Origin of the sequence: Thalassospira sp. SN3W (assembly GCF_038070535.1) — a bacterium.
Taxonomy (GTDB): domain Bacteria; phylum Pseudomonadota; class Alphaproteobacteria; order Rhodospirillales; family Thalassospiraceae; genus Thalassospira; species Thalassospira xiamenensis.
Genome location: NZ_CP121124.1, coordinates 3,105,742 through 3,131,513 on the forward strand (window position 1 = coordinate 3,105,742; position 25,772 = coordinate 3,131,513).

Genomic DNA, 25,772 nt, shown 5'->3' on the forward strand with positions numbered 1-25,772 from the left:
CAGACGACAATTCCACTTGGGGTCGATGTTTGGTTGTTCAAGCTATCCAAAAGGGTGGCGTTTGCTATTTCCGGGTGTGGCGTGTTTTTTCGAACGAAGCGGTTCAACCGATTGAAATGGGCGGCATCCGAAGGTGCCGCCCATGCTGTTCTTCGTGCCCCGAAAGACTAGATGTTACGCAACCGCTCAAGGAAGTTTTTGACCTGTGTATCAAGGTTGCGGGCCTGTTCGGCCAGTTCGGTTGCCCCTGCCTGCACGTTGGACGCGGCGTCGCCGGTTTGCTGGGACGTATTGCGTACGATCCCGATTGAGGAGGATACTTCGTTGGTGCCTGCCGCGGCCTGCTGGACATTGCCCGAAATTTCGGCCGTGGCAGCGCCCTGTTGTTCGACCGCGGCGGCAATTGCGCCAGTGATTTCATTGATGTTGGAAATTGTTTCAGTGATCTTTTCAATCGCGCCGACGGTATTGTGGGTCTCGGACTGGATCGATCCGATCTGCTGGGCGATTTCCTCTGTCGCCTTGGCAGTCTGATTGGCAAGGTTTTTGACCTCGCTTGCGACGACCGCAAAGCCTTTACCCGCTTCACCCGCGCGGGCGGCCTCGATGGTGGCGTTCAGGGCCAGAAGGTTGGTCTGGGACGCGATATCATTGATCAGGCTGACAACCTGACCGATGCGGTCGGCGGCTTCGGCCAGGCCGGTGACCATGGCGTTGGCACGTGATGCTTCGTCGACCGCATTGTTGGCGATTTCAGAAGAACGTGCGACCTGCGAGCTAATTTCCTGAATGGAGGCGGAAAGTTCCTCGCTCGCCGAAGCGACGGTCTGGACATTCGCACTGGCCTCGTCGGCAGCCGCAGCAACCACGGTTGCCTGTTCCGAGCTTTCGTTCGCGGCACGGCGCATCTGACGCGAGACTTTTTCCATATCGCCAGCACTGTCAGTGACATGAACAACGATGGAGCCGACCGACTTTTCGAATTCGTCGGCCATCTGCAGGCGGGTGCGGTTGCGTTCTTCGCTGGCGCGATGTTCGGCTTCGCGTTTGTCGCGCTCGGCCTGCTGCATGCCCGCGGATGCTTCTTTGAAAGCTTCGAGCGCCTTGGCAATCGCACCAATTTCGTCGGACCGGTCATGATAGGGGACGGTGACGTTGAAATTGCCCTTTTCCAGGTCGGCAATCACCCCGGCAACACGGGTCATCGGGCGGGCAACCATGGCGTTGGTCGACAGCAGGATCACCGCTATCACAACGATCAAAAGTACCACACCACCGATCAGGGTTGCATTGCGCAGGTCATCGGCCGGGGCATAAACGGTGGCAAGCGGCACGTTGACTACTACGCCCCACTGGTTGGCATAACCTTCAATGGCGACCGGAACGATCAGGTGCATGACTTCGCCATCGTCAATCTGACCGGACTGGCCCGACTTCATCGCTTCAAGAATGGCCGCGTCGGTTGGATTGGCGACATCAAGTTTGGTGCCGCGGATATCGGGGTTTTCATGGGCAACCCATGTGCCCTGTGCGGAAACAAGATTGACGGTGCCGGTGCCAAACGGGGCCAGTTCGGCAAACCGTTCCGACAGCGCATTCAGTTCAAGATCGACACCCATAACACCAAGAAACTTTCCGCCGCTGTCCTGCACCGGATAGACAAACGATGTCAGAACCACATCGCGGCCCTGAATGTCATAGGTAATCGCATCGGTCAGGTAGGGCTTATTGGTGCGTTTTGGTTCGGTGTAATATTCATTGACCTCCGGGTTATCGAGCCCGGTCAGGTGATAGGGGGTAATGCCGCCACCGAAGTTATAATAATAGGTGACATATTTTCCGCTGCCGTCGCCAAACGGTTCGCCTTCGCCCTTGTAATCCGCATCCTTGCCGTCAAGGGCGTTGGTTTCAAATCCGGACCACGCCCCGGCAAGGGAGGGGTTGTCCATCAGGGTGCGATTGAGGATTTCGTTATAGGCCTTGCGGTCTGCTCCGCCCTGTTCACGAAGTGCGCGAAAGGCACCTGCAAGGTTTTTGGCAACCAGCATCCCGCCATTCAGCACCCGGCTGGCCTGTTCGGCATGGAACTGGCCAACGGCACGGGCTTCGCCCACGGTCAGCTCTTCGGTTGTTTTGCCGGTCTGGACAGTTTGAAGGAAGATGCCGACGATCAGGCAGAAGGCAATTGCGAGTGCACTGACGCAGGTCAGCTTGGCACCAAGAGACAGATTCGAAAATCGCATTAAAGGTCCCCCTCAGATAAGCTTATACCTCTGAAGTAAGTCTGACGGTCCTTCCCTGTGCCGCCTTATTCAAGGGTTTGGCGACTTTGATCGGGAAACACTACCACGTAGCCTATACTTTAGATAAGTGGGAATTATCTGTTCAGGTGGCAATAAAAGGTGGGATTGTTTTATGAAATTTTCGTGCTTGAGTGGCTGGACTTGAAAAGTTGTTCGGCGGGGACCGGTTTACTGAACAGGAAACCCTGCAATTCGTTACAGCCCTGCCTATGCAGGAAATCACGTTGGGCGGTTGTTTCGACCCCTTCGGCAGTGACTTTGAGGCCAAGGGTCCGTGCCATGGCAATCATGGCTTCGGCAAGGGCGGCATCATCGGTATTTTGCGGAATGCCTTTGATAAAGGCGCGATCAATTTTGATGCGTTCAATCGGCAGGCTTTTGATGGACCGCAAACATGAATAACCCGTGCCGAAATCATCAATCGCGACCGATACGCCAACCGCGCGCAATTCATGCAGGGTATCGATCATGATATCTTCGTCCTGGATCATGCTTTCGGTGACTTCAATCTCCAACCATTTCGGATCAAGTCCGGTATTGGCCAGAACAGTTTGCACCGTTTTGGCAAAGCCCGGTGTGCGCATCTGGCGGACCGAAACATTGACTGCGATGCGGATCGGATCAAAGCCTTCATCTTGCCAGCGGCGCGCCTGTGCGCAGGATTCTTCAAGAACCCATTGGCCGATTTCGACAATCAACCCGCTTTGTTCCGCAATCGGGATGATTTCCGCCGGACCAAGAATGCCATTTTGGGGATGGTTCCACCGAATCAGGGTTTCGGTCCCGGTCATTTCACCGGTTTTTGCATCGACTTGCGGCTGATAATAAAGGGTCAGCTCACCCTTTTCCAGACCGCGACGCAATTCCAGGCTGCGCGTCATATAGTGCGTGGCACTTTCGGTCATTTCCGATTTATAAAACGCATAGGTGCGCCGCCCCTGATCCTTGGCGGCATACATTGCCGTGTCGGCCAGCCGGATCAGATCCTGTGGTGAATGGGCATTTTCGGGATAAAGGGCAATGCCGATGCTGGCCGATAATGTCAGTTCATGGCCGACAATATAGAACGGCTTTTGCAGTTCATGAATGATGTGGCTGGCAAGGTTGCCTGCGGCGGCCTCGCTATGCATGTTTTCGCGGATAATCAGGAATTCGTCCCCGCCAAGGCGCGCGATGGTATCGGTTCGATCGGTCAGTGCCTTGATACGGGTCGCAACAATCAGCAAAACCTGATCACCGGCGGCATGGCCAAGTGTATCGTTGATATTCTTGAAGTCATCAAGATCAAGGAACAGGCAGGCGACCACCGATCCGGTACGTTCGCAGCGTTCAATCGCACGGTTCAGCCGGTCGGTCGCCAGAAGCCGGTTGGGCAGGCCCGTGAGGCCGTCATACTGGGCCAGATAATGCAGTTCCTGTTCGGCCTGTCGGATGGCGGTGCGATCCGAAATCATCGCAACGAAATGGGTCAGGACGCCATCGTCGTCCTCGACCGCGATGATCTGCATCATGATGGAAATCGGATTGCCCGACATGTCGCGGGTTTCGATTTCGCGGTGCCAGTGGCGGCGTGTGCGCAGCGTATGGAACAGTTCCTGATAAAAGGCGGGCGGGAAGGCCTCTGGCACGATCATATAGGGCGGGCTGCCGACAACGTTCATCGGGTCTGCGCCTGTAATCTGGCAATAGGCACGGTTGGCGCTGGTGATGTTCAGGTCCGGGTCCAGTATCAGAATGCCATCCTGGGTGGTTTCAAATACTGTCATCGCCTGACGGAGCTTGTCATTGGTCAGACGTTGATCGGTAATGTCCTGCATCACGCCTATGATGCGCTGGGTGCCCTTGCGGTCATTGATATAGGACTTGCCGCGTGCGCGGAACCAGCTTTGGGTGCCTTCGCTTTGCTGGCCGCGGAAAACGACGTCGTAGAATTCGCCATGCAGAACGGCATATTCGAATGCCTTGCGAACCATGTCGCGATCACCGGATGCAACACGATGCAGAAAATCTTCCCAGCTTTCGGTGATCGTTTCTGCACTTTGATTTTCGTCGGGTAAAAACTGCGCCAGACCGGTACTGTGCATTTTGCGGGTACTGACATCCACCTCCCAGCAGCTCATGCGGGCAGCATGCATGGCAAGCGACAACCGTTCCTGACTTTCACGAAGGGCGAGTTCTACCTCGCGGCGTTCCAGTGCCATCTGGATTGTCGCGTGCAGTTCACGTTCTGAAAACGGTTTTAACAAAAAGCCATAGGGCCGGGTTTGGCGCGCCCGTTCAAGGGTTGTATCCTCGGAATAAGCCGACAGATAGATGATCGGGATCATCAGATGTTCGGGGATACCCGCCGCAGTTTCAATGCCGTCAATGTCGCCGTCGATGCGGATATCCATCAGAATGATGTCAGGCGCATCGGTTTCAATCGCTTTCAAGGCATTGATACCGGCACTATGGACCGATGTCCGGTCATAGCCGAGCCGGGCAAGCTGTTGACGCAAATGCAGTGCGACGATCCGTTCATCTTCGACAATCATCACATGGATCGGCTTGCGCATGGCGATCATCAATCCTTTATCGTGAAGCGAATAGTGATGCGGGTCGGGTTGCGGGTGTGCATATCAAGGGTCCCGCCAAGCTGATCGGTCAGCAATTCAACCAGTTGCAGGCCAAGCCCGCTGCTGCTGTCGATATAGAAACTTTCCGGGAATCCGACCCCGTCATCGCTCAGGCTGAGTTCGATCTGGTTCGGGGCGATTTCGGTGGCGGAAAGGCTTATTGTGCCCTGTCTGTTACCGGGAAATGCGTGTTTGAGCGCATTGGTGATCAGTTCGTTGGTAATCAGGCCGCACGGCACGGCCGTTCCGATCGGAAGCGACACCGAACCCAGATCGCGTTCAAACCTGATGAGGTCGGGATTGGTGTTGAAGGTCACCAGCAGCGAATTGATCAACGCATCACAGAAATAGTTGAAATCGACGCGCGAAACATCTTCGCTTTGATAAAGGGTCTGGTGGATTTGCGCCATGGACCGGACACGGTTGCAACTGTCGCGCAGAATTTCACGCGCCAGATCGTCCTTCACATTGGCGGTTTGCATATCAAGCAGACTGTGCACAATTTGCAGATTGTTTTTGACCCGGTGATGGACCTCGGACAGCAGGATTTCCTTTTCCTGCAAGGATTTTTCCAGATTTTCCTGACGGCTTTTGCGGTCTGAAATATCGACAATGGCGGCCAGGACCTGTACACGGTCGCCTTCGGCAATCGGGTTCAGACCGATTTCAACGGGGAACTCGCTGCCATCCTTGCGCAGGGCATAAAGATCCCGTCCCGGTCCCATGGGCCGTGGTCCGGGTGCGGCGATGAAACTGTTGCGAAGGCCCGCATGATGATGGCGAAACCGATCTGGTACCAGCACATCGACCGGCTGGCCGAGTAATTCATCACGGGTATAACCGAACACCTTTTCGGTTTCGGCATTGACCATTTCAATAAGACCCTTGGCATCGACAAGAATCATCGCGTTCGGCGCATATTCAACAACGCGCCGGAATCGATGATCTTCCTCGAATGCGACATGCGGTGCGGTCATCGTACTGCCCGATCCATCGGTGTGCGACGCCGACAAGTCTTTCATGTCTGACGTTTCGTTCAATCATTTCTCTCCCGTGCAAGGCGGTCTCCCGCCTTAAGAAGGACAGGGAACCCTTGATCGTCGCCAGTTTTCTTCGCCCACTCCCGGCGGCTTTTTTTGTTCCTGACTGCACGGACAAGTAACAGTTACGACATATCAGCGCTCGGCAAGCTGGTTTCAACCACTCGTCGGTGTAGGTTTGGTTTTTTTCTTATATTTGCTGTATCCTGCTGATCCGATGCACGAATTTTGCGTGTTACCATGCCCGACCTCTCTGTCAGGGTGGGAGAAATGACGCGGCGCGCCGGTTAAATCGCGCGTTGCAGTTCGGCCATGTCCGATCCGGACTTGATCTTGCAGGCCGGCGGGGATAGCTTCGCGCACGCACGGAATCCGGGTGATTTCACGTGTGGCCGGATTTCCAGATAATTCAACGATACAACTGACAAACAAGGTTTCAAAAATGACAGCCGATCTTCGTGATGCCGCCTTTAACAGCAACGTCTGGGCCTTCCAGGAAGCCCGCAAGCTGGTTGAGCGGTACAAACAGAAGAAGCCTGAAAAGGGTTATGTGCTGTTTGAAACCGGTTATGGCCCGTCGGGCCTGCCCCATATCGGGACGTTTGGCGAGGTTGCGCGCACAACCTATGTCCGCCGTGCGTTCGAACAGATGTCCGATATTCCGACAAAACTGTTCTGCTTCTCGGACGACATGGACGGTCTTCGCAAGGTACCTGATAATATCCCGAACAAGGATATGGTCGCCCAGCATCTTGGCAAGGCATTGACCAGCGTGCCGGACCCGTTTGGCACCCATGAAAGCTTTGCGCATCACAACAATGCGCGTCTTTGCGATTTCCTCGACAGTTTCGGCTTTGATTACGAATTCAAATCTTCGACCGAATGCTATCGTTCGGGCATGTTTGACGCAGCCCTTCTGCGTCTTCTGGAGCGGTATGATGCAATCCAGAAAATCATGCTGCCGACCCTTGGTGAAGAACGTCGCGCGACATACAGCCCGTTCATGCCGGTCGAAGAAGGCACCAACAAGGTCCTGATGGCCAAGGTGACCGAGCTTAACGTTGAAGCCGGGACCATCGTTTACGAACATCCCGAAACCGGCAAGCTGGTGGAAACCCCGGTCACGGGTGGCCGTTGCAAATTGCAGTGGAAGCCGGACTGGGCGATGCGGTGGTTTGCGCTGGGCGTTGATTACGAAATGGCGGGCAAGGACCTTATTCCGTCGGTCGAACTTGGCAACAAGATCGTCAAGGCGCTTGGCGGCACCCCGCCGGAAGGCTTCAATTACGAGCTGTTTTTGGACGAGAACGCACAGAAAATCTCGAAATCCAAGGGCAACGGCATTTCGATGGAAGACTGGCTGAAATATGCGCCGGAAGATAGTCTTTCGCTGTTCATGTTCCAGAAGCCGAAAACCGCAAAGCGCCTGTATTTCGATGTCATCCCGAAAACGGTTGATGAATATCTGACCTTTGCCGACAAGCTGAAAACCGAAACCGACCCGGAAAAGCTTTTGCAGAACCCGGCATGGCACATCCATGAAGGCAAGGCACCGGAACGCGATATTCCGTTGTCGTTCGGTATCTTGCTGAATCTTGTTTCGGTCTGCAATACCAGCGACCCGGAACTGCTTTGGGCGTTCATTTCGCGCTATGCCAAGGGCGCAACGCCGGAAAATCAGCCTTATCTCGACAAACTGGTCGGCTATGCGATCAACTATTACAACGACTTTGTCAAACCGACGAAAAAATACCGTGCCGCGACGGATGCGGAAAAAGCAGCCCTGACCGAACTGCGCGATATGCTCAAAACCCTTGATGCCGGCACCGATGGTGGTGACATTCAGACGCAGGTGTTCGAGGTGGGTAAAAACCACAATTATGAAAACCTGCGCGACTGGTTCAAGGCACTTTATGAAATCCTGCTGGGACAGGAACAGGGCCCGCGTATGGGATCGTTCATTGCGCTTTACGGTATTGATGAAAGCATCCAGCTGATCGACCGTGCGATTGCCGGTGAAGAACTCGGCGCGTAAGCAGTCGCTTTTTTCAGGCTGCTGTGAAATATCAAGCGACCCGTCGTCCGGCGGGTCGCTTTTTGTTTGATCGGGTTTCATTTCCTTCAATAAGTTTAGCACCTTATCGCCGATGATTGCTCTTTTGCGGTTGACCAAAACGGAGTTGATGATGGGTTTCTGGCAAAAGACGATGATCGCAGTAGCGTGCAGCAAACCATTGCGCCGCGCGGGCGAGGCGGTCGGGCGGAAAACCGGGCTGGCTGCACAGTTCGTTAGCGGCACGGATGGCGCCGGGCACGTGAAACGCACGCAGGAATTGGCAAAGCAGGGTATTCGGGTTTCGAGCTTTTATCTGGGCGAATATGTGACCGATCCGGCACAGGTGGCGGAAACGGTTGATGCAGTTACAGCCGTGATCCCCAAGCTTGATCGTGTTGGTTTGGATGTTCATGTTTCCATTGATCCATCGCAGCTTGGCTATATGCAGGATCCGGCGATGTTGGATGACAATGCCCACAAAATTGCCGGTTTGATCCGCGACGTCGGTGTTGAGAAAGCAGGTCGGCGCTGCTGCCGGATGATGATCGACATGGAAGATTTCGACATGGTCGATGATACGCTGGCCCTTCATGATCGGCTGCTTGAGGCAGGGTATCCGGTAGCCCAGACATTGCAGGCGCGATTATTGCGAACCGAAGCCGACATGGCGCGCAAGATCGCACAGGGGGCCATGATACGTCTGGTTAAAGGGGCGATGGCCCCGCCTGATCATGTTGCCTTTACCCGGCGTCGCGGCATCGACGAAAATTATCTGAAACTGGCGTCAATGATGTTGTCCGACGAGGCGCGCCTTACCGGATTTATGCCGGTTTTCGGATCGCATCATCGTGAGTTGGTTGAATATATCGCAAAGGTCGCAGACGAACGTGGGTGGGAGCGTGAGGCGTTCGAGTTTGAAATGCTTTATGGCGTCAATCAGCCACTTCAGCGGGATCTTGTGTCGCTCGGTTATCGGCTTCGGCTTTATGCGCCGTTTGGGGCGGATTGGTGGGCTTATGCGTGGCGTCGTGTTGGTGAAAACCCCCGCAATCTTGGTCTTTTGCTGCGTTCGCGGCTGAATGCTACGGGCCTGTAAATGCGAGCGGGTTGTGTTCGTTGCGTTCTGCCATGCATCTGCCCAAATCATAAGATGTAATGTAAAACAAAATCAGTCATTTCCGGTGTTTTGGTTAGGGCCATGCACCGGGAATGATCATTTAAACGGCGAGCACCGAAAGGAAGGCCGGATGAAGATGGTCAAGATCATGATGGCGGGCGCAATGGCGATGCTGCTGGCGGCCTGTTCGACCGGGCCGCGTGTCTATACCGATGCCGATCCGGCGGCCGATTTTTCGCGTTATCGGACCTTTGCCTTTTATGAGTCTGCGGGAAAGTCGGATGAAAAATACGCCACCCTGCACGGCCAGCGGATTGAGGATGCAGTCAGTGCCGCCCTTGAAGCGCGCGGTTATCACGTTGACATCAACACCCCCGATATCCTGATCAACTATCACCTCAAGACCGAGGAAAAGACCCGGACATCGCCGCCGGTCTATTACGGCGGGTATTACGGTTATCGCAGCGGGATGTATGTCGGTTGGCCCGGGTATGTCGAGCCGGGATATGTTGACAATTATACCGAAGGCACGATTTCGGTCGATATGGTAGACCGCCGCACCGATCAGATGATCTGGGAAGGCACGGCGGTTGGCCGTATCGACAGCGAGTTTCGCAACAATCCCGATCAGGGGGTGCGCAAAGCGGTTGGCGCGATCTTTGGCAAATATCCCTATGTCGCTGGCAGCAGTGTACCGGTGATGCCTGCGGCGCAGTAAATTCGTTTGACTGAGTGATAAAATACAGCGGGCCGGGGATTTTCCGGCCCGTTTTATTATAGCCGGGATGTGACATCCATGCTGGCATGCAGGACGCGTATGATCAAAATCCCATCTTGTTCCTGAAGATAAACAATCAAATGCCGGTCATATGGATAGATACGCACAGGAGGATCAAATTCCATGCGTTCACTGCCAAGCAACGGATGATTGGCCAGCATTTGCATGTGCCGATCCATGCCATCAAGGTACTTTCGGCGTTGTGGAATGCCCCATTCGCGCTGGGTATAACGGCCGATTTTGATAATATCGTTTTGTGCCACGCGGCTGACGCGGTAGTCAGGCATCTGTTGCGTCAAGATCGGCTTGAAGGGCATCCATGCTGAAATTTTCAACGACGCCACTTTCAATGCCTTCGCGGATCATCTTTTGCATCAGCGCACGTTTTTCAGCACGTTCCTGATCGCGGCGGATCAGGTCGCGGACATAGTCGCTTGCATTACTGTATTTACCTGTTTCGGCTTGTGCTTCGACCCAGTCTTTCATGAGATCGGGCAGGGACACATTCATCGTCGCCATGTCATCCTCCATTGGCGCAATTATCCCATTTTTTGGCAAAGTTTGTCAAAAACAAAGCGGCCGGAGGGCTGTCATCTTTCCGGCCAGGTTGTTGGTCATGTCCGTTCGATTAGCTGTTTTCAGCAAACGCCCAGTAAAGTTCCTGTGCGCGTTTGGTTATCGGGCCGGGTTGCAGGTTGCGGTCGTCGAGTTTGACGCAAGGTGCAACCTTGTAATAATTGCCGGTGCCAAAGATTTCGTCGGCATTTTCAAGTTCGCTGTAGGTCACGGTTTTTTCGGTGACGTCTATGCCGTCTTCGCGGAGCAGCCTGATCACGCGTTGGCGGGTCAGGCCGTTTAAGAACGTGCCGTTGATCACGGGGGTAAAGACCTTGCCATCCTTGGCGTAGAACAGGTTGGCATAGGAAAATTCCGCGACATTGCCGAGCGGATCGAGCATTACGCCAGTATCAAAACCGTCTTTGGTGGCCTCTGCCACGGCGCGGCCGACATTGGGATACAGGCAGGATGCCTTGGCCTCGGTCGGGGCACTTTCGGGCGAGGGGCGACGGAAGCTTGATTTCCGGGCGGTAAAGCCGGTCTTGATGGCATCGGGCAGGTCGGATACCGAAATGCACAGCACGAATTGCGCGCTTTCTGGTGTCGGGGCAAGGAAGCCTTCGCCGCCATAGACAATCGGTTTGATATAAAGTGCCAGCGCCGGATCGAATTTCTGAACGCCTTCGCGGACGAGGGCGACGATTTCATCGGTGGTGATCTGCGGGGCAAGACCCATCAGTTCGGCCGAACGCAGCACACGGGCGCAATGGGGCACAAGATCGGGCATTTTGCCATTGATGCGGCGCGCGCCGTCAAAGACCGTGGAGGCCATCCACATGCCGTGGGTTTGCGGCCCGATGATATGCGGGTTGCCTTCGTGCCATTCGCCTTTGTACCAGGTCCATGTGGTGACGGCTTTGGTGTCTGCGGTAGTGGCGTGACCCATTCTTCTTGCTCCTGATCGAATTTCGGGTGGCGTTTGCATGTCGCGGGGCGATGCAAGGCATCCAGAATAGGGGCTTTGCGCGATCATGGTCAAAGAAAACTGACAGGGTAAATGCCGGTTCGGTGCCGTTTTTAAGGAAGTTGCGATAAATGACGGTTCTGTGAAATATCCCGCATCATGCACACGTGTGCGTTGGCGGGCCGGAAGGCCTGTGATATGTGTGTGACCGTGCTGCAAGACGGAAAACAGGCAAGGCCAGACGGCGTAAAGAGGGAAATTGCGCGCATGACCGAGGGGAAACACACGCCTGCAAATGGCGACGGGGCCGAACCAGGCCGCGATTTGCAGCATATCGTGACCTCGGCCGATGTTGCGCGCGAAGCCGGTGTTTCGCGGTCCACCGTTTCGCGGTGTTTATCAGGCGACCGGCGGATATCGGATGCGACCCGCCTGCGGGTACAGGAAACCGCCAACCGGCTTGGTTATCACGTCAATAAAATCGCCCGGTCGATGAATACGCGCAAAAGCGATCTGATCGGATTGGTGACATCGGGGCTTTCCGATCCGTTCCGCGTTGAATTCCTTGATAAACTGATCCTTGCCATTCAGCAGTCCGGTTATCGTCCGTTGGTGATTGATGTATCCGATCCCGCCCAGATGGGCACATCAATGATGCATCTGTTGCAATATCAGGTGGCCGGGGTGGTCGTGACATCGGGAAGCCCCCCGCCCGAGGTGGGTGTGCATTTCCTGAAACGCAATGTGCCGGTCGTTCTGGTCAATCGCGCCGGGCGGCTTGAGGGCGCGGATGTTATCAATTGCGATAATGTGCGCGGCGGTGAAATGGCCGCCGACCTGTTGCTTGAAACCGGTAAAACCCGGTTCGGGTTCCTCAATGTCAAGGGTGGTACATTCAGCGGCAATGTGCGGGGCGAAACATTCGTTTCGCGCCTTGCACCGCGCCTTGCGAGCGGGGATATCAGCTTTACCCCGCTGGTCTGCGACAGTGCCGATTATGATGGTGGCTTTAATGCCGCGCTTAAATTTCTGGCAACGCCGGAAACCGCACCAAACGCGATTTTCTGTGCCAAGGACCATATTGCGTTGGGTCTTCTGGACGCGGCCCGGTTTGAACTGGGCCTGCGTATCCCCGAAGATATTGCCGTGGTCGGGTTTGACGATATTGCCGCGGCCCGGCAGGGGGCGTATCAATTGACCACTGTGTGCCAAAGTGCGACGAAGCTGGCCGAAATGACGGTGGATCGGCTGCGCCAGCGCATCCGGGGCGATGCCCTGACGGATCAGCGGCTGATCCTGCCGGTGGAAATGACGCGTCGCCGGACGGCCTAAGACGGTCTTTTTCACGGATTTCAGGCCGATTTTTCTTCGATTTCTGATGCAAAACAGCTGACTCGCGATGTTTCTGCGGGTTGTGCGCACACGTGTGCGTCAAGTTTTAAGGCGGAGGCCTTGCTGAGGGCAGCGTATGGTTTTGCGATGGCGATTTGTGGGCATGAAATTTTTATGTGTAAAAACAGATGGTTATCCGTCGATGGTGAGAGTTTTTTGGCTCTAAATAGAATTTTTCTGTCATTTGATGGAATTTATGATTAAATTATTCCAGCACGTGATTTGCGCAATGGTAATGCACACGTGTGCATTCAACGAAATGCAAACCGGGAGGAAACCCAAATGACGATCAGAAATTCTCTTTTTGCGACTGTCGCGATTTCAGGCCTTTTGGCTGTTGCGACCGCCGGTTCGGCCAATGCGGCCGGTCGGCTTAATGTCATCTGCTCGGCCGATAATGAATGGTGCGAGATGATGGAAACCGCGTTCGAGCTGGAACATGACATTGATGTATCGATGGTTCGCAAAAGTTCGGGCGAGGCTTATGCGCAGGTTCGCGCCGAAGCTGCCAATCCGAAACTGGATGTATGGTGGGCCGGGACTGGCGACCCCCATCTTCAGGCTGCCGCCGAAGGCCTGACGGAAGAATATGAATCCCCGCAACTTGGCAACCTGAATGACTGGGCCGTGCGGCAGGCGAAAAATTCCGGTAACCGGACGGTTGGGGTTTATGCCGGTGCACTCGGCATTGGTTACAACAATGACCTTCTGGCGAAAAAGGGGCTTCCGGCGCCGAAATGCTGGGAAGATCTGAAAGACCCGGCCTATAAGGGCGAAATCCAGATGGCGAACCCGAATTCATCGGGCACGTCCTATACCGCACTTGCGACGCTTGTGCAGATTTTTGGCGAAGAAAAAGCCTTCGATCTGCTTAAAGAAATGCACAAGAACGTCAACCAGTACACCAAATCGGGTTCCGCCCCGATCAAGGCCGCAGCCGTTGGTGAAACTACAATCGGCATTACCTTCATGCATGACATGGTCGCCCAGATCAAACAGGGGGCGAACCTGACCGTGGTGTCGCCGTGCGAGGGGACCGGTTACGAAGTGGGTTCCATGAGCATTATCAAAGGTGCGCGTAACCTTGAAAATGCGAAAATCTGGTATGAATTCGCACTTAGCCCGCGCACTCAGTCGATTGCCGAAGACGCGCACAGCTATCAGGTGCCGTCCAACAAAGAGTCCAAAATTCCCGATGGCGCACCGCGTCTGAGCGAATTGAAACTGATCGACTATGACTTCGCGAAATACGGGGATGCGGAAACCCGCCGTCATCTTCTGTCGCGTTGGGATGACGAAGTCAAAACCGCGCCGCAATAAGCGCGATCTGCCTTAACGGTTCTGTCCGTCCAGTGTGATCATCGGACGGGCAGAACCAGACTTCCCAATTCGGCGTGCAGGAGAGTTTCGTGAACCGGATGCTTTGGTTCTGGCTGGTGATCGGCTGGATCGGTTTTGCAATTTTACCCTGGTATCAGCAGGAATACGGGTTCTGGACCCTGGAATGGCTGTATGACGGCTATCCGATGTATGGCGATTATTCGCCTGCGATCCTGCAAGCGACCCTTCATCAAAAATTCTGGCTGCTGCCGATTGCGGCATTTTTGCTGGCACCGCTCGCCCTATTGAGGGCCGGGCGTGATCATCCGCATTATGCCCGTATCCTGATTTCATGCGGGCTGGGCGGTTTGATCTATCTGGTGGGGCAGGGCTTTTTTGTCGGCATTTCCGGCTGGGGATTTGGCTGGCTTGAGGCGATGTTTGGTCCGCTTGACGTCCGGCAATACGGGCTTGGCTATGGCGCGATGTTTGTTGCGGCCAGCCTGCTTGTGATGCTTTGCACCGGTCTTGCCGCAGCGGGGGCGATGCGGGGCGATGTGTTTGTTACTTCCGCCATCGGGACGGTTATTGCGCTTGTCGGGTTGTTTGTCTTCTTTCCGGTCGCGCGCATTTTCATCGGATCGTTTGTCGATATTGATGGCAACCTTTCGGGCGTGGCCTTTATCCGCAATTTCCTTGATGACAGCATCTGGGGGCTGGGCTGCCTTGCCGGGGGTGTTTGCGGGGTTGCGTGGAATACGGCGTTTCTGGCGGTTCTGACCGCTGTTTCGACCACGCTGCTTGGGCTTTCATTTGCGCTTGTGGTGACGCGGACCGGGTTCCGGTTCAAAAAGCCGCTGCGGGTTTTGACGGTGTTGCCGATCATTACCCCGCCTTTCGTGATCGGTTTGGCATTGATCCTTCTTTTTGGCAGATCGGGGGCTGTAACGCAGTTCTTTGCTGATCTGCTCGGGGTGGAGGCAGGGCGCTGGCTTTATGGCCTCCCTGGAATCTGGCTGGCACAGACCCTGTCCTTCACCCCGATTTCTTTTCTTGTGCTGATCGGTGTGGTCGAGGGTGTCAGCCCGTCGATGGAAGAAGCATCACAAACCTTGCGGGCCGGACGTTGGAAAACGTTTGTCAATGTGTCGCTGCCCTTGATGCGCCCCGGTTTGGCCAATGCCTTCCTGCTCGCCTTCATCGAAAGCATGGCCGATTTCGGTAACCCGATGGTTCTGGGTGGCAATTACGAAGTGCTGTCGACCGAGATATTCTTTGCCATTGTCGGCGCACAAAACGATGCCGGGCGGGCTGCCGTCCTTGCGATGATATTGCTGTTCTTCACACTTTCTGCCTTCGCCGCACAGCGGTTCTGGCTGGGCAAAAAATCCTATGCCACGGTATCGGGCAAGGCCGATAACGGGGCGCATGTCGGGCTTAATCCCGGTATGCGTTTGGCGTGCTACTTCACCGCCATTCCGTGGGCGATCTTTACGGTCGTGCTGTATGGCATGATTTTCTATGGCAGCTTTGTCAAACGCTGGGGCTTTGATAACAGCCTGACGCTGGATAATTACGGCGATGCCTTTGGCATTGGCTGGGGCGAGCATGGCATCGTCTGGGCCGGGGCGGCATGGGACAGTTTCTGGACCACGTTGAACATCTCGGCGATTGCGGCACCCTTGACCGCAGCGGTTGGCCTGACGACGGCCTATCTGCTGGTGCGGCAGAACTTCCGGGGCAAAAGTGCCTTTGAATTTGGCACGATGTTAAGCTTTGCCATTCCCGGTACGGTGATCGGTGTCAGTTATATTCTGGCGTTTAACGTGCCGCCATTCGAATTGACCGGGACGGGTGTGATCCTTGTGATCTGCTTTATCTTCCGCAATATGCCGGTGGGGGTTCGCGGCGGGATTGCCGCCATGAGCCAGTTGGACAAAAGCCTTGATGAAGCATCCCTGACCCTTGGTGCCAACAGCTTTACCACGTTCCGGCGCGTGATCCTGCCGCTGTTGCGCCCGGCCATTGTTGCCGCACTGGTTTACAGCTTTGTGCGTGCCATTACCTCGGTCAGTGCGGTGATCTTTCTGGTCAGTGCGGATCACAATATGGCGACATCCTATATTATCGGGCTTGTGGAAAACGGGCGATACGGCGTTGCGATTGCCTATTGCAGTGTTCTGATCCTTGTCATGCTGACCGCGATCCTTGTTGTGAACGGCCTGATCGGGCAACGGCGTCTGCGCCGCGAGGACCGGGTTGAGGCAACACCGGACAAGACATCGACAGGAAATCTGAGAGAGAAGCATTCATGAAACTGAAAACGCGTGCGGGTTCGGTCGTATTCGACAATGTCACCAAGACTTATGGTCACGGGGCAGTTACCGCGATCGATAATGTATCTTTCACCATCAATCCGGGCGAGCTTGTGACCCTTTTGGGGCCAAGCGGCTGTGGCAAGACCACGACATTGCGTATGATTGCCGGGCTTGAACATGCAACCACGGGCAAAATCCTGATCGGGGGCAAGGATGTCACACAGCTTCCGGCGACGGACCGAGATGTCAGTATGGTGTTTCAATCCTATGCGCTGTTTCCGCATATGACGGTGGCGGAAAACGTTGCCTATGGGCTGAGTGTCACCGGCGTTGCCAAGGCCGAGGCCAGGGAAAAGGCCGAGGAAGGGCTTAACCTTGTGGGCTTGGGCGGATATGGCAGTCGCCTGCCGTCCGAGCTTTCGGGCGGGCAGCAGCAAAGGGTGGCGGTGGCGCGTGCGCTGGTGCTGGAGCCTGAAGTTCTGTTGCTGGACGAGCCGTTATCGAACCTTGATGCCAAGCTTCGCCGTCATGTGCGGACCGAAATCCGCGATTTGCAGCAAAAACTTGGCCTGACCGCAGTTTATGTGACCCATGATCAGGAAGAAGCATTGGCGGTGTCGGACCGGATCATCGTGATGAACCGGGCGGTGATCGCGCAGCAGGGCACGCCACGCGAATTGTATGAACAGCCGCAATCGGAATTTATCGCCGACTTTATCGGTGATGCCAATCTGGTTGACGGGGAAATCATCAGCATCGATGGCAACCATGCCCGTGTCGATATCGGTGGCGCGCAATGCAATCTGCGTCATCGCGGGCAGGCAAAGGGACCGGTCCGGGTGGCGGTGCGACCCGATGCGGTGCAACTGACCGGATTGGCGGCGATTGCGGGCGATGCACATGTCATTGAAACGTCGCTAAAAGGTCACATTACGCATGCAGCCTATCTTGGTAGTCAGATGCAGTATTCTGTGGCAACCCCGATTGGCGAGCTGTTTGTGATCGATCATCGGATCGATACACCGATCATCGCGGGTGAACAGGTTGCCATCGGCTTTTCCGAACGCGGCATGGCCGTGGTTTCGGGGCAATAACGGATCAATCGCAAAACTGTTTCAGGCAGGGACAAAGTGGAAAAGACATTTTCGGGAATTGATATCGAAGCACGGTTTGAACATGCGCGCGACGTGATCCGCGAAGCGGGCAAACGCGCCATGGAATATTACGAAGGCGACGCCGCCGACCTTGCGATTGAAACCAAAACCAACGCGCTTGATATGGTCAGCATTGCGGACAAAAACGTCGAGGCGATCATCCGCGACCGGATCGGCGATGCCTTTCCCGAGGACGGGTTCCTGGGCGAAGAAATGGGCATCGAGAAGGGCGATAATGACTGCCTTTGGGTGATTGATCCGATTGATGGCACGGCCTGTTTTGTCAATCAGATGCCGACCTGGTGCATTTCGGTTGCCCTTATGATCGGCAAGGAAGCGGTCATCGGCCTGATTTACCATCCGTGCAATGGCGAGCTTTTCAGCGCGGTGATCGGGGATGGCGCACGCGTGAATGGCGAGCCGGTCAAGGCCAGCGATGCCAAACTTGTCAGTGATGGTGTCATGGGGATCGGCATGTCGCATCGTCTGCCAAGCAGTTCGATCGTGCCGGTGATCGGCCAGTTGCTTGACGAGGAAGGCATGTTCATCCGCAACGGGTCGTGTGCGTTGATGATGGCCTATGCCAGTGCCGGGCGTTTGATCGGCTATTACGAGCCGCATATCAATCCGTGGGATTGCATGGCGGGGATTGTCCTGATGCGTGAAGCGGGGGGCTGGTGCAATGATTTTCTTGATCTGCCCAACGTGCTTGAAGATGGTGGGCCGATATTGGCCGCGGGGCCCAATGTCGCCAAACATCTGGCGGATATGATCGGGCTTTCGTATCGGGGCTGATCACACCTGATGGCACGATATTGAATGCATGCTGACCGGTGCCGGGTTTAGTCCCCGGTGCCGGTCAGTTGCTGTTTGCGTTCTGTGAGCATGCGGTAATCAAGGCGGGAAAGTTCGTGATTAATGGCCTTGATATCGAGCGGCTTGGTGCAGTGCGCATCCATGCCGGCCGCGCGAAATTCTGCCAGATTGTCGCTTGATGTATCTGCGGTCAGGGCCAGAACCGGGATGGTTGCCTTGATCGGGTCGGCAAATTCGCGGATCTGGCGGGTGGCTTCGATCCCGTCCATGACGGGCATATGCACATCCATCAAGACCGCGTCAAAATCATGTTCAAGCAGTTGGTCAAGGGCTTCCTGCCCGTTGGCGGCGGTGACGATTTCATGGCCCTGCTGTTCAAGCAGTTTCTGGGCGAGAATACGGTTGATCTGGATATCCTCGACCAGAAGAAGCTTCCGTCCCATGACGCGCGGTTTGTCCGGATCGGCGAGGCCAAGCTGACGGTCGTCTTCGGCTTCGCTGCCACGTTTTGGCGCGTCTGTCAGCGGCAGGTCGAGGTCAAACCAGAAGGTGCTGCCCTTGCCCTCGATGCTTTCGACATCAATCGTGCCGCCCATCGCCAGGATCATTTTCTGACAGATCGCAAGGCCAAGGCCGGTTCCGCCAAAACGGCGGGTTGTTGATGTATCGACCTGTGTGAAGGCTTCGAAGATCGAGCGTACCTTATTGACCGGGATGCCGATCCCCTCGTCACGGACAGAGATGCGGAACGCCATGCGACCGTTGGTGGTTTCCTGCCGGGTTACGACAACATGGATACTGCCGGATCTGGTGAATTTGATCGCGTTGGAAACCAGATTGGTCAGGACCTGCTTGATGCGGACCGGATCGCCGATCACCCAGCGCGGCATGTCGGCCGGGATATCAAGATGCAGGCGGTTATCCTGATTGCGTGCCGGGACCATCATCATGGAAACGACTTCTTCGCAAATCGCGTGGATGTCGGTCGGGACTTCTTCAAGGACCAGTTTGCCGGCCTCGATCTTTGAGAGATCAAGAACATCGCCGATCAGGGACAAGACATGACGCCCGGCCCCATTGATGGTCGAAAGATAGCTTCGGATGGTTTCGGACGGTTCGTTTTTGTCGATGGCATCGCGTGCCAACTGGGCGTAGCCGAGGATCGAGGTCATTGGGGACCTGAATTCGTGGCTCATATGGGCGATGAATTCGGATTTTGCGCGGTCGGCCTGCTGCGCCTGATTCATGGCGTTTTCAGCTTCCTGGCGGGCGTTATCAAGTTCGCTGGTGCGTTGATAGACCAGATCGACAATCCGTTTTTCGGTGCGGGTCAGGGACCGCAGATAGACCATCAGAAGGATGCTGATGGTGGCGCCAAATACAAAGATCGCCCATGGCTGCCAGTATAAAAGCCCGTTCAGGCGGGCTTCGGGCCCGTGCAGGACAATCGTCCAGTCGCGGAAGCCAAAGGTAAAGGTCGATACCTTGGGGTTATAGCCGGAGGTGATTTCCTTGACGATATGCGTGATCGCATATTCAGGGCGTCGATTGGAATAGATCAGTTGATGGCCTTCGGGGGCATCCATATCCGCAAGATGGATTTCAAAATCCGATGGCAGGCGGGCAATGCGGGCGGCACGCGTGATCATATTGGTCAGACGCAGCACGCCGACCGCAAGGCCAAGCGGTGCATTGCCGGGATTGCGCCGGTTCGGAACATTTAAAAAGGCCAGTGCCGTGATTTCGGCGGTGGCGGACTGCCGCATCCGGATCGGTTCGGTCAGGGTAATGTTTCCGGTACGGATGGCGGTTTGCAGGGCCTGGTTGCGGATTTCATCGCTTGCCAGATCGAACCCGACGACATTTTCATTGCCGGACTGCGGAAAAACGTAAAAAACCGGGAAATATTCATCGCGTTCCGGGGAGCGTCGCATGTCGCCATCGACCAGATTGCGAATTTCAAAATTTTCAACACCCCGGAGGGAGGCATTTTCCTCGATCAGACCGCGCGCGCGGCGTTCGATATAGGGGACCCATTCCAGTGCTGCGACACCCGGTCTGCGTTCGACCCACGGGCCGATCATGGCGTTGAAGGTATGAAACGACACATCGCCATGGACATCAAACAGGGTGCGCACGGCAATCAGGCTGTCGGTGGCGCGGCCTAGTTCTTCGCGAAGGGATGCTTCGAAGGCGCGGCGGTACTGTTCCGTCTGGACGTCGACGGCGTGATCGATCTGACCGAATGTGTACCATGCCGCCAGCCCCGATATCGAAAAACCGGTCAGGCCGACAATCAGGGCCAGATTGCGACGCAGACGGTGGATGTCGCTTGAAATCCGGCCATCGCGGGTGCGCATGGTGATGACATTGATTTTTTCGATGCCCGCACCGAGCAACAATGTCCCGACCGAAACCGCAATCACATAGCTGTAAAGATTTTCAAGGCCGATATTCATGTTTGAGGTGTGGATAAAGGTGCTTTCGCCCAAGGCGGCAAAAACAACGATATCAACGACGATAAAGGCATTGACCAATGCCGCGCCCAGCAACCCGAACCGCACCGCCCCCCACAGAACAAAGGGCAGGGAGACAAAGATGAACAGATATTCCGGTTTGGCGATCAGCGGGGTTGTCTGGACGACCGAGGACACGATGGTGGTGGCGACACAGACAAAGGCCAGTTCGCCGTAATATGCAAAGCCGTGTGATCGCCATTTCTGATGGATCAGGCGCAAAACCAGCGGCCCGATCACCATTACACCGACCAGATCACCAAGCCACCAGCCCCGCCAGATGGTGGCGAACTGATCAAAATTGCCAATTACCGTCAGGCTGAGGCTTGTCGTGCCGCAAAGTGCGGCAAGTGCCGGGCCGCCAAGCCCGCCGATCATGATCAGGCTGAAAATCCCGCGCGCGGTCAAAAGCGGGGAGCGGCCAGATATCCGGGCGATCAGTATCGCGGAAAGCGTCGCGGCCAGGGTGTTGCCGATTGCAATCAGAATGGCGGTTTCAACCGGTGCCGCCGTCGTCAGGTTCACCAGAAGCGCACCTGCAAACACGGCGGGAAAATAACGCCATCCCCATGCAATCAAAGACCCCAAGGCAATCCCGGAAGGCGCCCAGATCAGGGTGACGCTGCTGCCATAGAAGGGGAATTGCAACCCGGCATAGCCAAAAACGAAATAGGTTAGCGCAATCGCCACAAAGCGGATGATGTGCACAGGGGCCAAACGCAAATTCGTTCCTTCCCGGGGTTGGGCGCTTCTGATCAGATGGGAAGCCGGGCGCAAAAATGAAGACCCCGATCCCAATGTTTCGGGACGATTATCACGCAAAATTCTTAACGCACTATCCCCATTTGAGGAGAATGCAAAAAGGTGATGGTTGTTCTATTGGCTGACCCAAAGGACGCGCGCGATCCAGTCAATGTCGCGGGCTTCGACATAGCGGTCCTCATAGGCCGGGTTCAGCGATTTCAGTTCCACCCCCATCGCCCCGCGGCGCACCAGTTCCTTGGCCATGACCTCGCCCGATGTGGTTTTGACAACCACGCGGTCCTGCGGGCGGATGTTTGATGCCGGGGAGACGACAATCAGATCGCCATCGCGAAAGACCGGGGCCATGGAATCCCCCGAAATCCGAAGCCCGTAGGCGGTCGGATCATGCAGGGCGGGAAAGGTGATGTCTTCCCACGCGCCGCCAACCGGATAACCGGCATCATCAAAAAAGCCGCGATTCCCGGCCTGGGCAAAGCCGATGACCGGCACGCGCCCGGCCCCGTTGCCATCGACAAGCTGGGCGAATTCCTGAAAGGTGACATTGGCCACCGAGAGCACCTTTGAAATGCTTTCGGTCGAGGGCCAGCGGGGTTTGCCCTGATTTGTCGTGCGTTTGGACCGGTTGAAAGTGGTGGGGTCAAGCTGCGCCAGACGGGCCAGCCCGGAGGGGGTCAGCCCGTTATCTTCGGCGATCTTGTCGAGTGCGCCCCATATCTGTTCTTGCCGGATCATGCGGTATCCTAGCAGGATGACGGGGCGGCCGAAAAGGAACAAATTCCTTGTATATCCGAAAGTTGAACCGATATCGCCATATGATTGAAAAGGTTATCAACCCCGGCAATGCATGCCGGGGTTTTGGGGGCAGGCGGTGGCGTCATGCGCCGTTTTCATGCATCGGCTTCATGCACTGGCTTCGTGCACCGGGACATCCTTGGAAAATTTCAGCAGATCGATGCTGTGGATGCAGTCGGATTTGGCTTTGTAGCCCTCGCTGCTCATGGCGATTTTAAGGCCGTTGCGCGCGATATAGGTCCAGCGCCATTCGCCTTTTTTGTCCTTGTAAAGCTCGTAACGCGGGGCGGGTGCATTTGCCATGGGAGACTCCTGACTGTCAGTGGATCGGCATGCAATGGACTGCATCGACCGGTGATGGAAAATTGCCCGATGGGGCGTTCATGAAGACAGTTCAGGAAGGGTTTTGTGACGAAAGGGGCCGGGGGTGTGATTTAGCGCAGAAGCGCAATCCCGTCATCGTGGCCGGCCAGCAGGATCACATCCTTTTTCGATGGGGCCTTGCATTTCGTGGCCGGGCGCAGTGCGAGAAGGGAGGATGCAATTTTCTGCGCGCCGGGCGAGAGGAAAAACGCATCATCGGGGCCGAGTTCGCGGGAGCAGAAAAGGGCAGCGTCGCGCGGTTTTTTGGCTGCAATGAACAGTTTTTCAAACGCATCGACAAAGTCGGTCGATGTTCCCATTGCTTCCTGTTGCGTCATTTTGATGCTGGCCCAGCTCATGGGAGTCTCTCGTCTGGTTGTGGATATTTCACAGGCCATTATTCATCCGCTGGCCCGCAAGTCGAGGATTTTTGCGGTCGTTCGAATAATAGGAAATTAATCCTTTACAATGAGAACAAAAAGGGATTATAGCTTGTGGATCAACACCGGAAGTGCATCCGGAAATAGCTTTGATGCGGTCAGAATGGCGGAAAGCGGCATATAAGCCGGGTTTTGCACGTATCACGTTGGCCATCTTTACATATCCGGCAGGCAATTGGCTTTGGGCTTCTTTGAGGCGCGAAAGGGGATAATTGCACGCGTTTTCGGAGGTGTTGATGCGAGACAGGCAGTTCAGCAGGAGGGCGAAATGAGTGAACAGAGACTTTTTCCCAAGCCGATCGCGGACCGCGTGGCGACCCCGTTTTCCAGCGCCATGCAGGCGTGGTTCTGGTTTGTGCGATGCCAGGCGTCACGGATCGAAGGGGCGCGTGTGGTGGCGGATGCCAGTGACGTTGTGCGCCCGTGCGACCCGGATGATATTTATAACGCGGTCATGCGGTTACGGCGTGAAAATGTGCTGGGTGACCGGCATTTGCAGGTGATCGAATATTACGGGCTGGTGGAACGCACGCCCGATCCGCGTGATGGCCGTGAAAAGCCGAAATATGATCTTTGGTGCGATGCGATGGCGGCCTTGCAGGATGCGTTGATTGCGCGCGATATCGTCCTGCCGGGGGCCGAGGATGCCTTTCACCATCCCGAAAGGATGATTAAAATGACGGGAGAATTGCCGCCATGCAGACTTTGACCCGAGAGACAATCCGGCCCGATATCCAAGCGGGTGCTCAGGCGGATTCTGTGCCGAAACAGCCGGTAAATTCGCCAACTGAACCGGTGATGCGCGATGTGCTTGTCGTGTTTGCCGATGCGCCCGAAAAGCGGCTTTTGCGGTGGCTGAAACCCGGTTTTCGGCATTGTTTCGTGCTGATGTCGGGCGGACGTGCCGGGGAGTGGATCTGCCTTGATCCGCAAAGCCACCGTGTGGCGTGCGATGTCTGGCAATATTCGGTTCTGTTCGATCCCGAAGCCCATTACCGGGCGCGCGGATTTGACTGCATCTGGGTCAGTTATCCGGCGGAAGTCCCCCGGCGGGTGCGGTTGGGTGCGTTTACCTGTGTCGAGTTCGTCAAACGGTTGCTGGGCATTTCCGGGTTCTGGATCGTGACGCCGCATCAACTTTTTTGCGCGATAAAACGTGCGGAAACAAAGGAGATGCTGCAAGCGGAGAAATGGCCGCTATATGGCTGAGACTGTGCCGCCTGAGCCTTTGAAAAACCAGCATTTTTCGAGGTTCAGGCGGGGATGTCTTCGCGGTCAAGATGCCTGCGAAGTGCATCAATAACCACGTTGTTAAGGTTCATGTGATGGCGCAGGGCAAACAGCATTGCCCGACGATGAAGTTCGGGACCGGGCCGCACATTAAAACTGCCCTTTAACGGGGTGTCAGGGGCACGGTTTTCTGACTGGCAAAGTTCAAGATAGTCTTCCACGGCTTCTTGAAAGGCGTCCTTGAGGCTTTTGGCATCCGTTCCCTCATACGTGACAAGGTCGCGAATGAATTCGAGCTTCCCGTGGAATACTTCATCCTCGTCGCTGAATTCCACCGATCCAAGATAACCTTTGTATTCGAGCATGTTGGTCATATCAGTTTCTCTTCGGTCAACAATCGCAACACTTCGTTGATGACATAAAGCTTCACGATGTTGCCTGGATGTGGTTTGTGCAGGCTGATCGTGGGTGCCGTTGCATGAGTGAATTTGCGCCGTGAACCGCCGGTTTTTCCGCTATTGTTTTCGGTATAACCCAAGGCCGTCAGAAGGCGGACCAGTTCATCCCAGCTAAAATCTTTTGGTCTGCTTTTAAGCCCTTCAATCAGTTTGTCTTTCCTGCCCATGGCAATTTGCGACGCCCTGATTTGTTGCGGATGAAATGGAATATAACAAATGCCGGGATTTTATGCAACTAAAACTAGTTGCATCTTGATGTTGGCGAGATTCAGGACGTTTTTGGTGAAATTAAACATGCAAAAACAAATGTTTATGAAGAAAATAGCATTTTTCTGAAAAATGTTCTTGATTTGTTCTTTTTCTTGTGCCATAAGGGAGAAGTCAACACCACAATTGCGCCCGCATCGCTTCACCGCGTTGCGGGCGTTTTTGTTTCCAAGCCCGTTTAAGAGCGTTTGTTTTTTTAAGCCCCGTTTCGGGGTGTTTTGTTTTGCCCCGTTCGGGGCGGGTGCAGAAGGAGGTAAAGGGGCATCATGGGCAGTCTGTTTTCGACACCAAAACCATCCGCGCCACCACCAATTGCCACCAGTCCGTCCGCAAACCCGGCGTCCGTCGATGACGGGGAAAGTGCGGCAGAGGCGGCACGACGGGCGCGGTCCGAGGCGCTGGAGCGGCGACGCTATGGCCGGGCCGGTCTGATCGGTACGGGGGTTCGTGGCCTGTTGTCAGACCGGATCGACCGTGCGGCAGGTGGCAAAAATCTTTTGGGGGATTAGG

General features: G+C 55.3%; 23 protein-coding genes. 11 read left to right on the forward strand and 12 right to left on the reverse strand.

Features of this window, described 5'->3' with window-relative positions; all coding sequences use genetic code 11:
- Positions 1 to 167 precede the first annotated feature (167 nt).
- The 3 genes from P8T57_RS14020 to P8T57_RS14030 form a co-directional block, all read right to left on the reverse strand.
- A complete protein-coding gene (locus P8T57_RS14020; RefSeq protein WP_341363443.1) occupies positions 168 to 2,243 on the reverse strand; it encodes a methyl-accepting chemotaxis protein in 2,076 nt (691 codons plus the stop codon).
- A 170-nt stretch (positions 2,244 to 2,413) separates the two neighbouring features.
- Positions 2,414 to 4,867 carry an EAL domain-containing protein gene (locus P8T57_RS14025; RefSeq protein ID WP_341363444.1) on the reverse strand — a complete coding sequence of 818 codons (2,454 nt, stop codon included), beginning with the start codon at positions 4,865 to 4,867 and terminating at the stop codon, positions 2,414 to 2,416.
- Positions 4,867 to 5,958, reverse strand: a complete 1,092-nt coding sequence (locus P8T57_RS14030; protein WP_240478861.1) for a histidine kinase dimerization/phosphoacceptor domain -containing protein — start codon at positions 5,956 to 5,958, stop codon at positions 4,867 to 4,869. The genes P8T57_RS14025 and P8T57_RS14030 overlap by 1 nt, the downstream gene beginning before the upstream one ends.
- 442 nt (positions 5,959 to 6,400) lie before the next feature.
- Between P8T57_RS14030 and P8T57_RS14035 the strand changes: the two genes are divergently transcribed.
- From P8T57_RS14035 to P8T57_RS14045, 3 genes are all read left to right on the forward strand, one after another.
- On the forward strand, positions 6,401 to 7,993 hold the full coding sequence (locus P8T57_RS14035) for a lysine--tRNA ligase (protein ID WP_037991990.1): 1,593 nt from the start codon (positions 6,401 to 6,403) through the stop codon (positions 7,991 to 7,993).
- Positions 7,994 to 8,165: 172 nt separating this feature from the next.
- Positions 8,166 to 9,110 carry a proline dehydrogenase family protein gene (locus P8T57_RS14040; protein ID WP_341363445.1) on the forward strand — a complete coding sequence of 315 codons (945 nt, stop codon included), beginning with the start codon at positions 8,166 to 8,168 and terminating at the stop codon, positions 9,108 to 9,110.
- Positions 9,111 to 9,261: 151 nt separating this feature from the next.
- Positions 9,262 to 9,849 carry a DUF4136 domain-containing protein gene (locus P8T57_RS14045; RefSeq protein WP_341363446.1) on the forward strand — a complete coding sequence of 196 codons (588 nt, stop codon included), beginning with the start codon at positions 9,262 to 9,264 and terminating at the stop codon, positions 9,847 to 9,849.
- Between the two features lie 56 nt (positions 9,850 to 9,905).
- Here P8T57_RS14045 and P8T57_RS14050 read toward each other — a convergent pair whose 3' ends face one another.
- The 3 genes from P8T57_RS14050 to P8T57_RS14060 form a co-directional block, all read right to left on the reverse strand.
- On the reverse strand, positions 9,906 to 10,196 hold the full coding sequence (locus P8T57_RS14050) for a type II toxin-antitoxin system RelE/ParE family toxin (RefSeq protein ID WP_341363447.1): 291 nt from the start codon (positions 10,194 to 10,196) through the stop codon (positions 9,906 to 9,908).
- On the reverse strand, positions 10,189 to 10,428 hold the full coding sequence (locus tag P8T57_RS14055; protein WP_037991994.1) for a type II toxin-antitoxin system ParD family antitoxin: 240 nt from the start codon (positions 10,426 to 10,428) through the stop codon (positions 10,189 to 10,191). The genes P8T57_RS14050 and P8T57_RS14055 overlap by 8 nt, the downstream gene beginning before the upstream one ends.
- A 109-nt stretch (positions 10,429 to 10,537) precedes the next feature.
- The gene (locus P8T57_RS14060; RefSeq protein ID WP_341363448.1) at positions 10,538 to 11,413 is read right to left on the reverse strand and encodes a branched-chain amino acid aminotransferase; all 876 of its coding nucleotides are present in this window, start codon (positions 11,411 to 11,413) and stop codon (positions 10,538 to 10,540) included.
- A 285-nt stretch (positions 11,414 to 11,698) separates the two neighbouring features.
- On the opposite strand from P8T57_RS14060, the gene P8T57_RS14065 reads away from it, so the two are divergent.
- The 5 genes from P8T57_RS14065 (at position 11,699) to P8T57_RS14085 (ending at position 18,410) form a co-directional block, all read left to right on the forward strand.
- The gene (locus P8T57_RS14065; RefSeq protein ID WP_341363449.1) at positions 11,699 to 12,763 is read left to right on the forward strand and encodes a LacI family DNA-binding transcriptional regulator; all 1,065 of its coding nucleotides are present in this window, start codon (positions 11,699 to 11,701) and stop codon (positions 12,761 to 12,763) included.
- A gap of 342 nt (positions 12,764 to 13,105) precedes the next feature.
- Positions 13,106 to 14,143, forward strand: a complete 1,038-nt coding sequence (locus P8T57_RS14070; protein ID WP_341363450.1) for an ABC transporter substrate-binding protein — start codon at positions 13,106 to 13,108, stop codon at positions 14,141 to 14,143.
- Positions 14,144 to 14,241: 98 nt separating this feature from the next.
- Positions 14,242 to 16,458, forward strand: a complete 2,217-nt coding sequence (locus P8T57_RS14075; protein WP_341365377.1) for an iron ABC transporter permease — start codon at positions 14,242 to 14,244, stop codon at positions 16,456 to 16,458.
- The gene (locus tag P8T57_RS14080) at positions 16,455 to 17,555 is read left to right on the forward strand and encodes an ABC transporter ATP-binding protein (RefSeq protein ID WP_071240953.1); all 1,101 of its coding nucleotides are present in this window, start codon (positions 16,455 to 16,457) and stop codon (positions 17,553 to 17,555) included. Before P8T57_RS14075 ends, P8T57_RS14080 begins: the two co-directional genes overlap by 4 nt.
- 36 nt (positions 17,556 to 17,591) lie before the next feature.
- The gene (locus P8T57_RS14085; protein ID WP_007090436.1) at positions 17,592 to 18,410 is read left to right on the forward strand and encodes an inositol monophosphatase; all 819 of its coding nucleotides are present in this window, start codon (positions 17,592 to 17,594) and stop codon (positions 18,408 to 18,410) included.
- Between the two features lie 47 nt (positions 18,411 to 18,457).
- Here the strand turns inward: P8T57_RS14085 and P8T57_RS14090 are convergent, their stop codons facing one another.
- From P8T57_RS14090 to P8T57_RS14105, 4 genes are all read right to left on the reverse strand, one after another.
- Positions 18,458 to 21,670 (reverse strand): ATP-binding protein, encoded by a 3,213-nt coding sequence (locus tag P8T57_RS14090; RefSeq protein WP_341363451.1) that lies wholly within the window; start codon positions 21,668 to 21,670, stop codon positions 18,458 to 18,460.
- 153 nt (positions 21,671 to 21,823) lie between these two features.
- Positions 21,824 to 22,444: a helix-turn-helix transcriptional regulator gene (locus P8T57_RS14095; protein ID WP_007090434.1), complete on the reverse strand. Its 621-nt coding sequence runs from the start codon at positions 22,442 to 22,444 to the stop codon at positions 21,824 to 21,826.
- 168 nt (positions 22,445 to 22,612) lie between these two features.
- Positions 22,613 to 22,807 carry a DUF1508 domain-containing protein gene (locus P8T57_RS14100; RefSeq protein ID WP_341363452.1) on the reverse strand — a complete coding sequence of 65 codons (195 nt, stop codon included), beginning with the start codon at positions 22,805 to 22,807 and terminating at the stop codon, positions 22,613 to 22,615.
- Between the two features lie 131 nt (positions 22,808 to 22,938).
- On the reverse strand, positions 22,939 to 23,226 hold the full coding sequence (locus P8T57_RS14105) for a hypothetical protein (RefSeq protein ID WP_071240952.1): 288 nt from the start codon (positions 23,224 to 23,226) through the stop codon (positions 22,939 to 22,941).
- Between the two features lie 349 nt (positions 23,227 to 23,575).
- On the opposite strand from P8T57_RS14105, the gene P8T57_RS14110 reads away from it, so the two are divergent.
- Together P8T57_RS14110 and P8T57_RS14115 are read left to right on the forward strand one after the other, a co-directional pair.
- Positions 23,576 to 24,016, forward strand: a complete 441-nt coding sequence (locus tag P8T57_RS14110) for a hypothetical protein (protein WP_007090431.1) — start codon at positions 23,576 to 23,578, stop codon at positions 24,014 to 24,016.
- The gene (locus tag P8T57_RS14115; protein WP_341363453.1) at positions 24,004 to 24,516 is read left to right on the forward strand and encodes a hypothetical protein; all 513 of its coding nucleotides are present in this window, start codon (positions 24,004 to 24,006) and stop codon (positions 24,514 to 24,516) included. Before P8T57_RS14110 ends, P8T57_RS14115 begins: the two co-directional genes overlap by 13 nt.
- Before the next feature lie 44 nt (positions 24,517 to 24,560).
- On the opposite strand, the gene P8T57_RS14120 is transcribed toward P8T57_RS14115, so the two are convergent.
- The gene (locus P8T57_RS14120; protein WP_341363454.1) at positions 24,561 to 24,911 is read right to left on the reverse strand and encodes a type II toxin-antitoxin system HicB family antitoxin; all 351 of its coding nucleotides are present in this window, start codon (positions 24,909 to 24,911) and stop codon (positions 24,561 to 24,563) included.
- Positions 24,908 to 25,162, reverse strand: a complete 255-nt coding sequence (locus P8T57_RS14125; protein WP_341363455.1) for a type II toxin-antitoxin system HicA family toxin — start codon at positions 25,160 to 25,162, stop codon at positions 24,908 to 24,910. Before P8T57_RS14125 ends, P8T57_RS14120 begins: the two co-directional genes overlap by 4 nt.
- A 366-nt stretch (positions 25,163 to 25,528) precedes the next feature.
- Between P8T57_RS14125 and P8T57_RS14130 the strand changes: the two genes are divergently transcribed.
- Positions 25,529 to 25,771, forward strand: a complete 243-nt coding sequence (locus P8T57_RS14130) for a hypothetical protein (protein ID WP_063094243.1) — start codon at positions 25,529 to 25,531, stop codon at positions 25,769 to 25,771.
- Position 25,772: the final 1 nt, after the last annotated feature.

Excerpts from the sequence above, each read along its gene's own strand:
- P8T57_RS14020 (WP_341363443.1), bottom strand. The coding sequence starts at position 2,243 with ATGCGATTTTCGAATCTGTCTCTTGGTGCCAAGCTGACCTGCGTCAGT.
- P8T57_RS14025 (WP_341363444.1), bottom strand. The coding sequence starts at position 4,867 with ATGATCGCCATGCGCAAGCCGATCCATGTGATGATTGTCGAAGATGAA.
- P8T57_RS14035 (WP_037991990.1), top strand. The coding sequence starts at position 6,401 with ATGACAGCCGATCTTCGTGATGCCGCCTTTAACAGCAACGTCTGGGCC.
- P8T57_RS14040 (WP_341363445.1), top strand. The coding sequence starts at position 8,166 with ATGATCGCAGTAGCGTGCAGCAAACCATTGCGCCGCGCGGGCGAGGCG.
- P8T57_RS14045 (WP_341363446.1), top strand. The coding sequence starts at position 9,262 with ATGAAGATGGTCAAGATCATGATGGCGGGCGCAATGGCGATGCTGCTG.
- P8T57_RS14050 (WP_341363447.1), bottom strand. The coding sequence starts at position 10,196 with ATGCCTGACTACCGCGTCAGCCGCGTGGCACAAAACGATATTATCAAA.
- P8T57_RS14055 (WP_037991994.1), bottom strand. The coding sequence starts at position 10,428 with ATGGCGACGATGAATGTGTCCCTGCCCGATCTCATGAAAGACTGGGTC.
- P8T57_RS14060 (WP_341363448.1), bottom strand. The coding sequence starts at position 11,413 with ATGGGTCACGCCACTACCGCAGACACCAAAGCCGTCACCACATGGACC.
- P8T57_RS14065 (WP_341363449.1), top strand. The coding sequence starts at position 11,699 with ATGACCGAGGGGAAACACACGCCTGCAAATGGCGACGGGGCCGAACCA.
- P8T57_RS14070 (WP_341363450.1), top strand. The coding sequence starts at position 13,106 with ATGACGATCAGAAATTCTCTTTTTGCGACTGTCGCGATTTCAGGCCTT.
- P8T57_RS14075 (WP_341365377.1), top strand. The coding sequence starts at position 14,242 with ATGCTTTGGTTCTGGCTGGTGATCGGCTGGATCGGTTTTGCAATTTTA.
- P8T57_RS14080 (WP_071240953.1), top strand. The coding sequence starts at position 16,455 with ATGAAACTGAAAACGCGTGCGGGTTCGGTCGTATTCGACAATGTCACC.
- P8T57_RS14095 (WP_007090434.1), bottom strand. The coding sequence starts at position 22,444 with ATGATCCGGCAAGAACAGATATGGGGCGCACTCGACAAGATCGCCGAA.
- P8T57_RS14100 (WP_341363452.1), bottom strand. The coding sequence starts at position 22,807 with ATGGCAAATGCACCCGCCCCGCGTTACGAGCTTTACAAGGACAAAAAA.
- P8T57_RS14105 (WP_071240952.1), bottom strand. The coding sequence starts at position 23,226 with ATGAGCTGGGCCAGCATCAAAATGACGCAACAGGAAGCAATGGGAACA.
- P8T57_RS14110 (WP_007090431.1), top strand. The coding sequence starts at position 23,576 with ATGAGTGAACAGAGACTTTTTCCCAAGCCGATCGCGGACCGCGTGGCG.
- P8T57_RS14115 (WP_341363453.1), top strand. The coding sequence starts at position 24,004 with ATGCAGACTTTGACCCGAGAGACAATCCGGCCCGATATCCAAGCGGGT.
- P8T57_RS14120 (WP_341363454.1), bottom strand. The coding sequence starts at position 24,911 with ATGACCAACATGCTCGAATACAAAGGTTATCTTGGATCGGTGGAATTC.
- P8T57_RS14125 (WP_341363455.1), bottom strand. The coding sequence starts at position 25,162 with ATGGGCAGGAAAGACAAACTGATTGAAGGGCTTAAAAGCAGACCAAAA.
- P8T57_RS14130 (WP_063094243.1), top strand. The coding sequence starts at position 25,529 with ATGGGCAGTCTGTTTTCGACACCAAAACCATCCGCGCCACCACCAATT.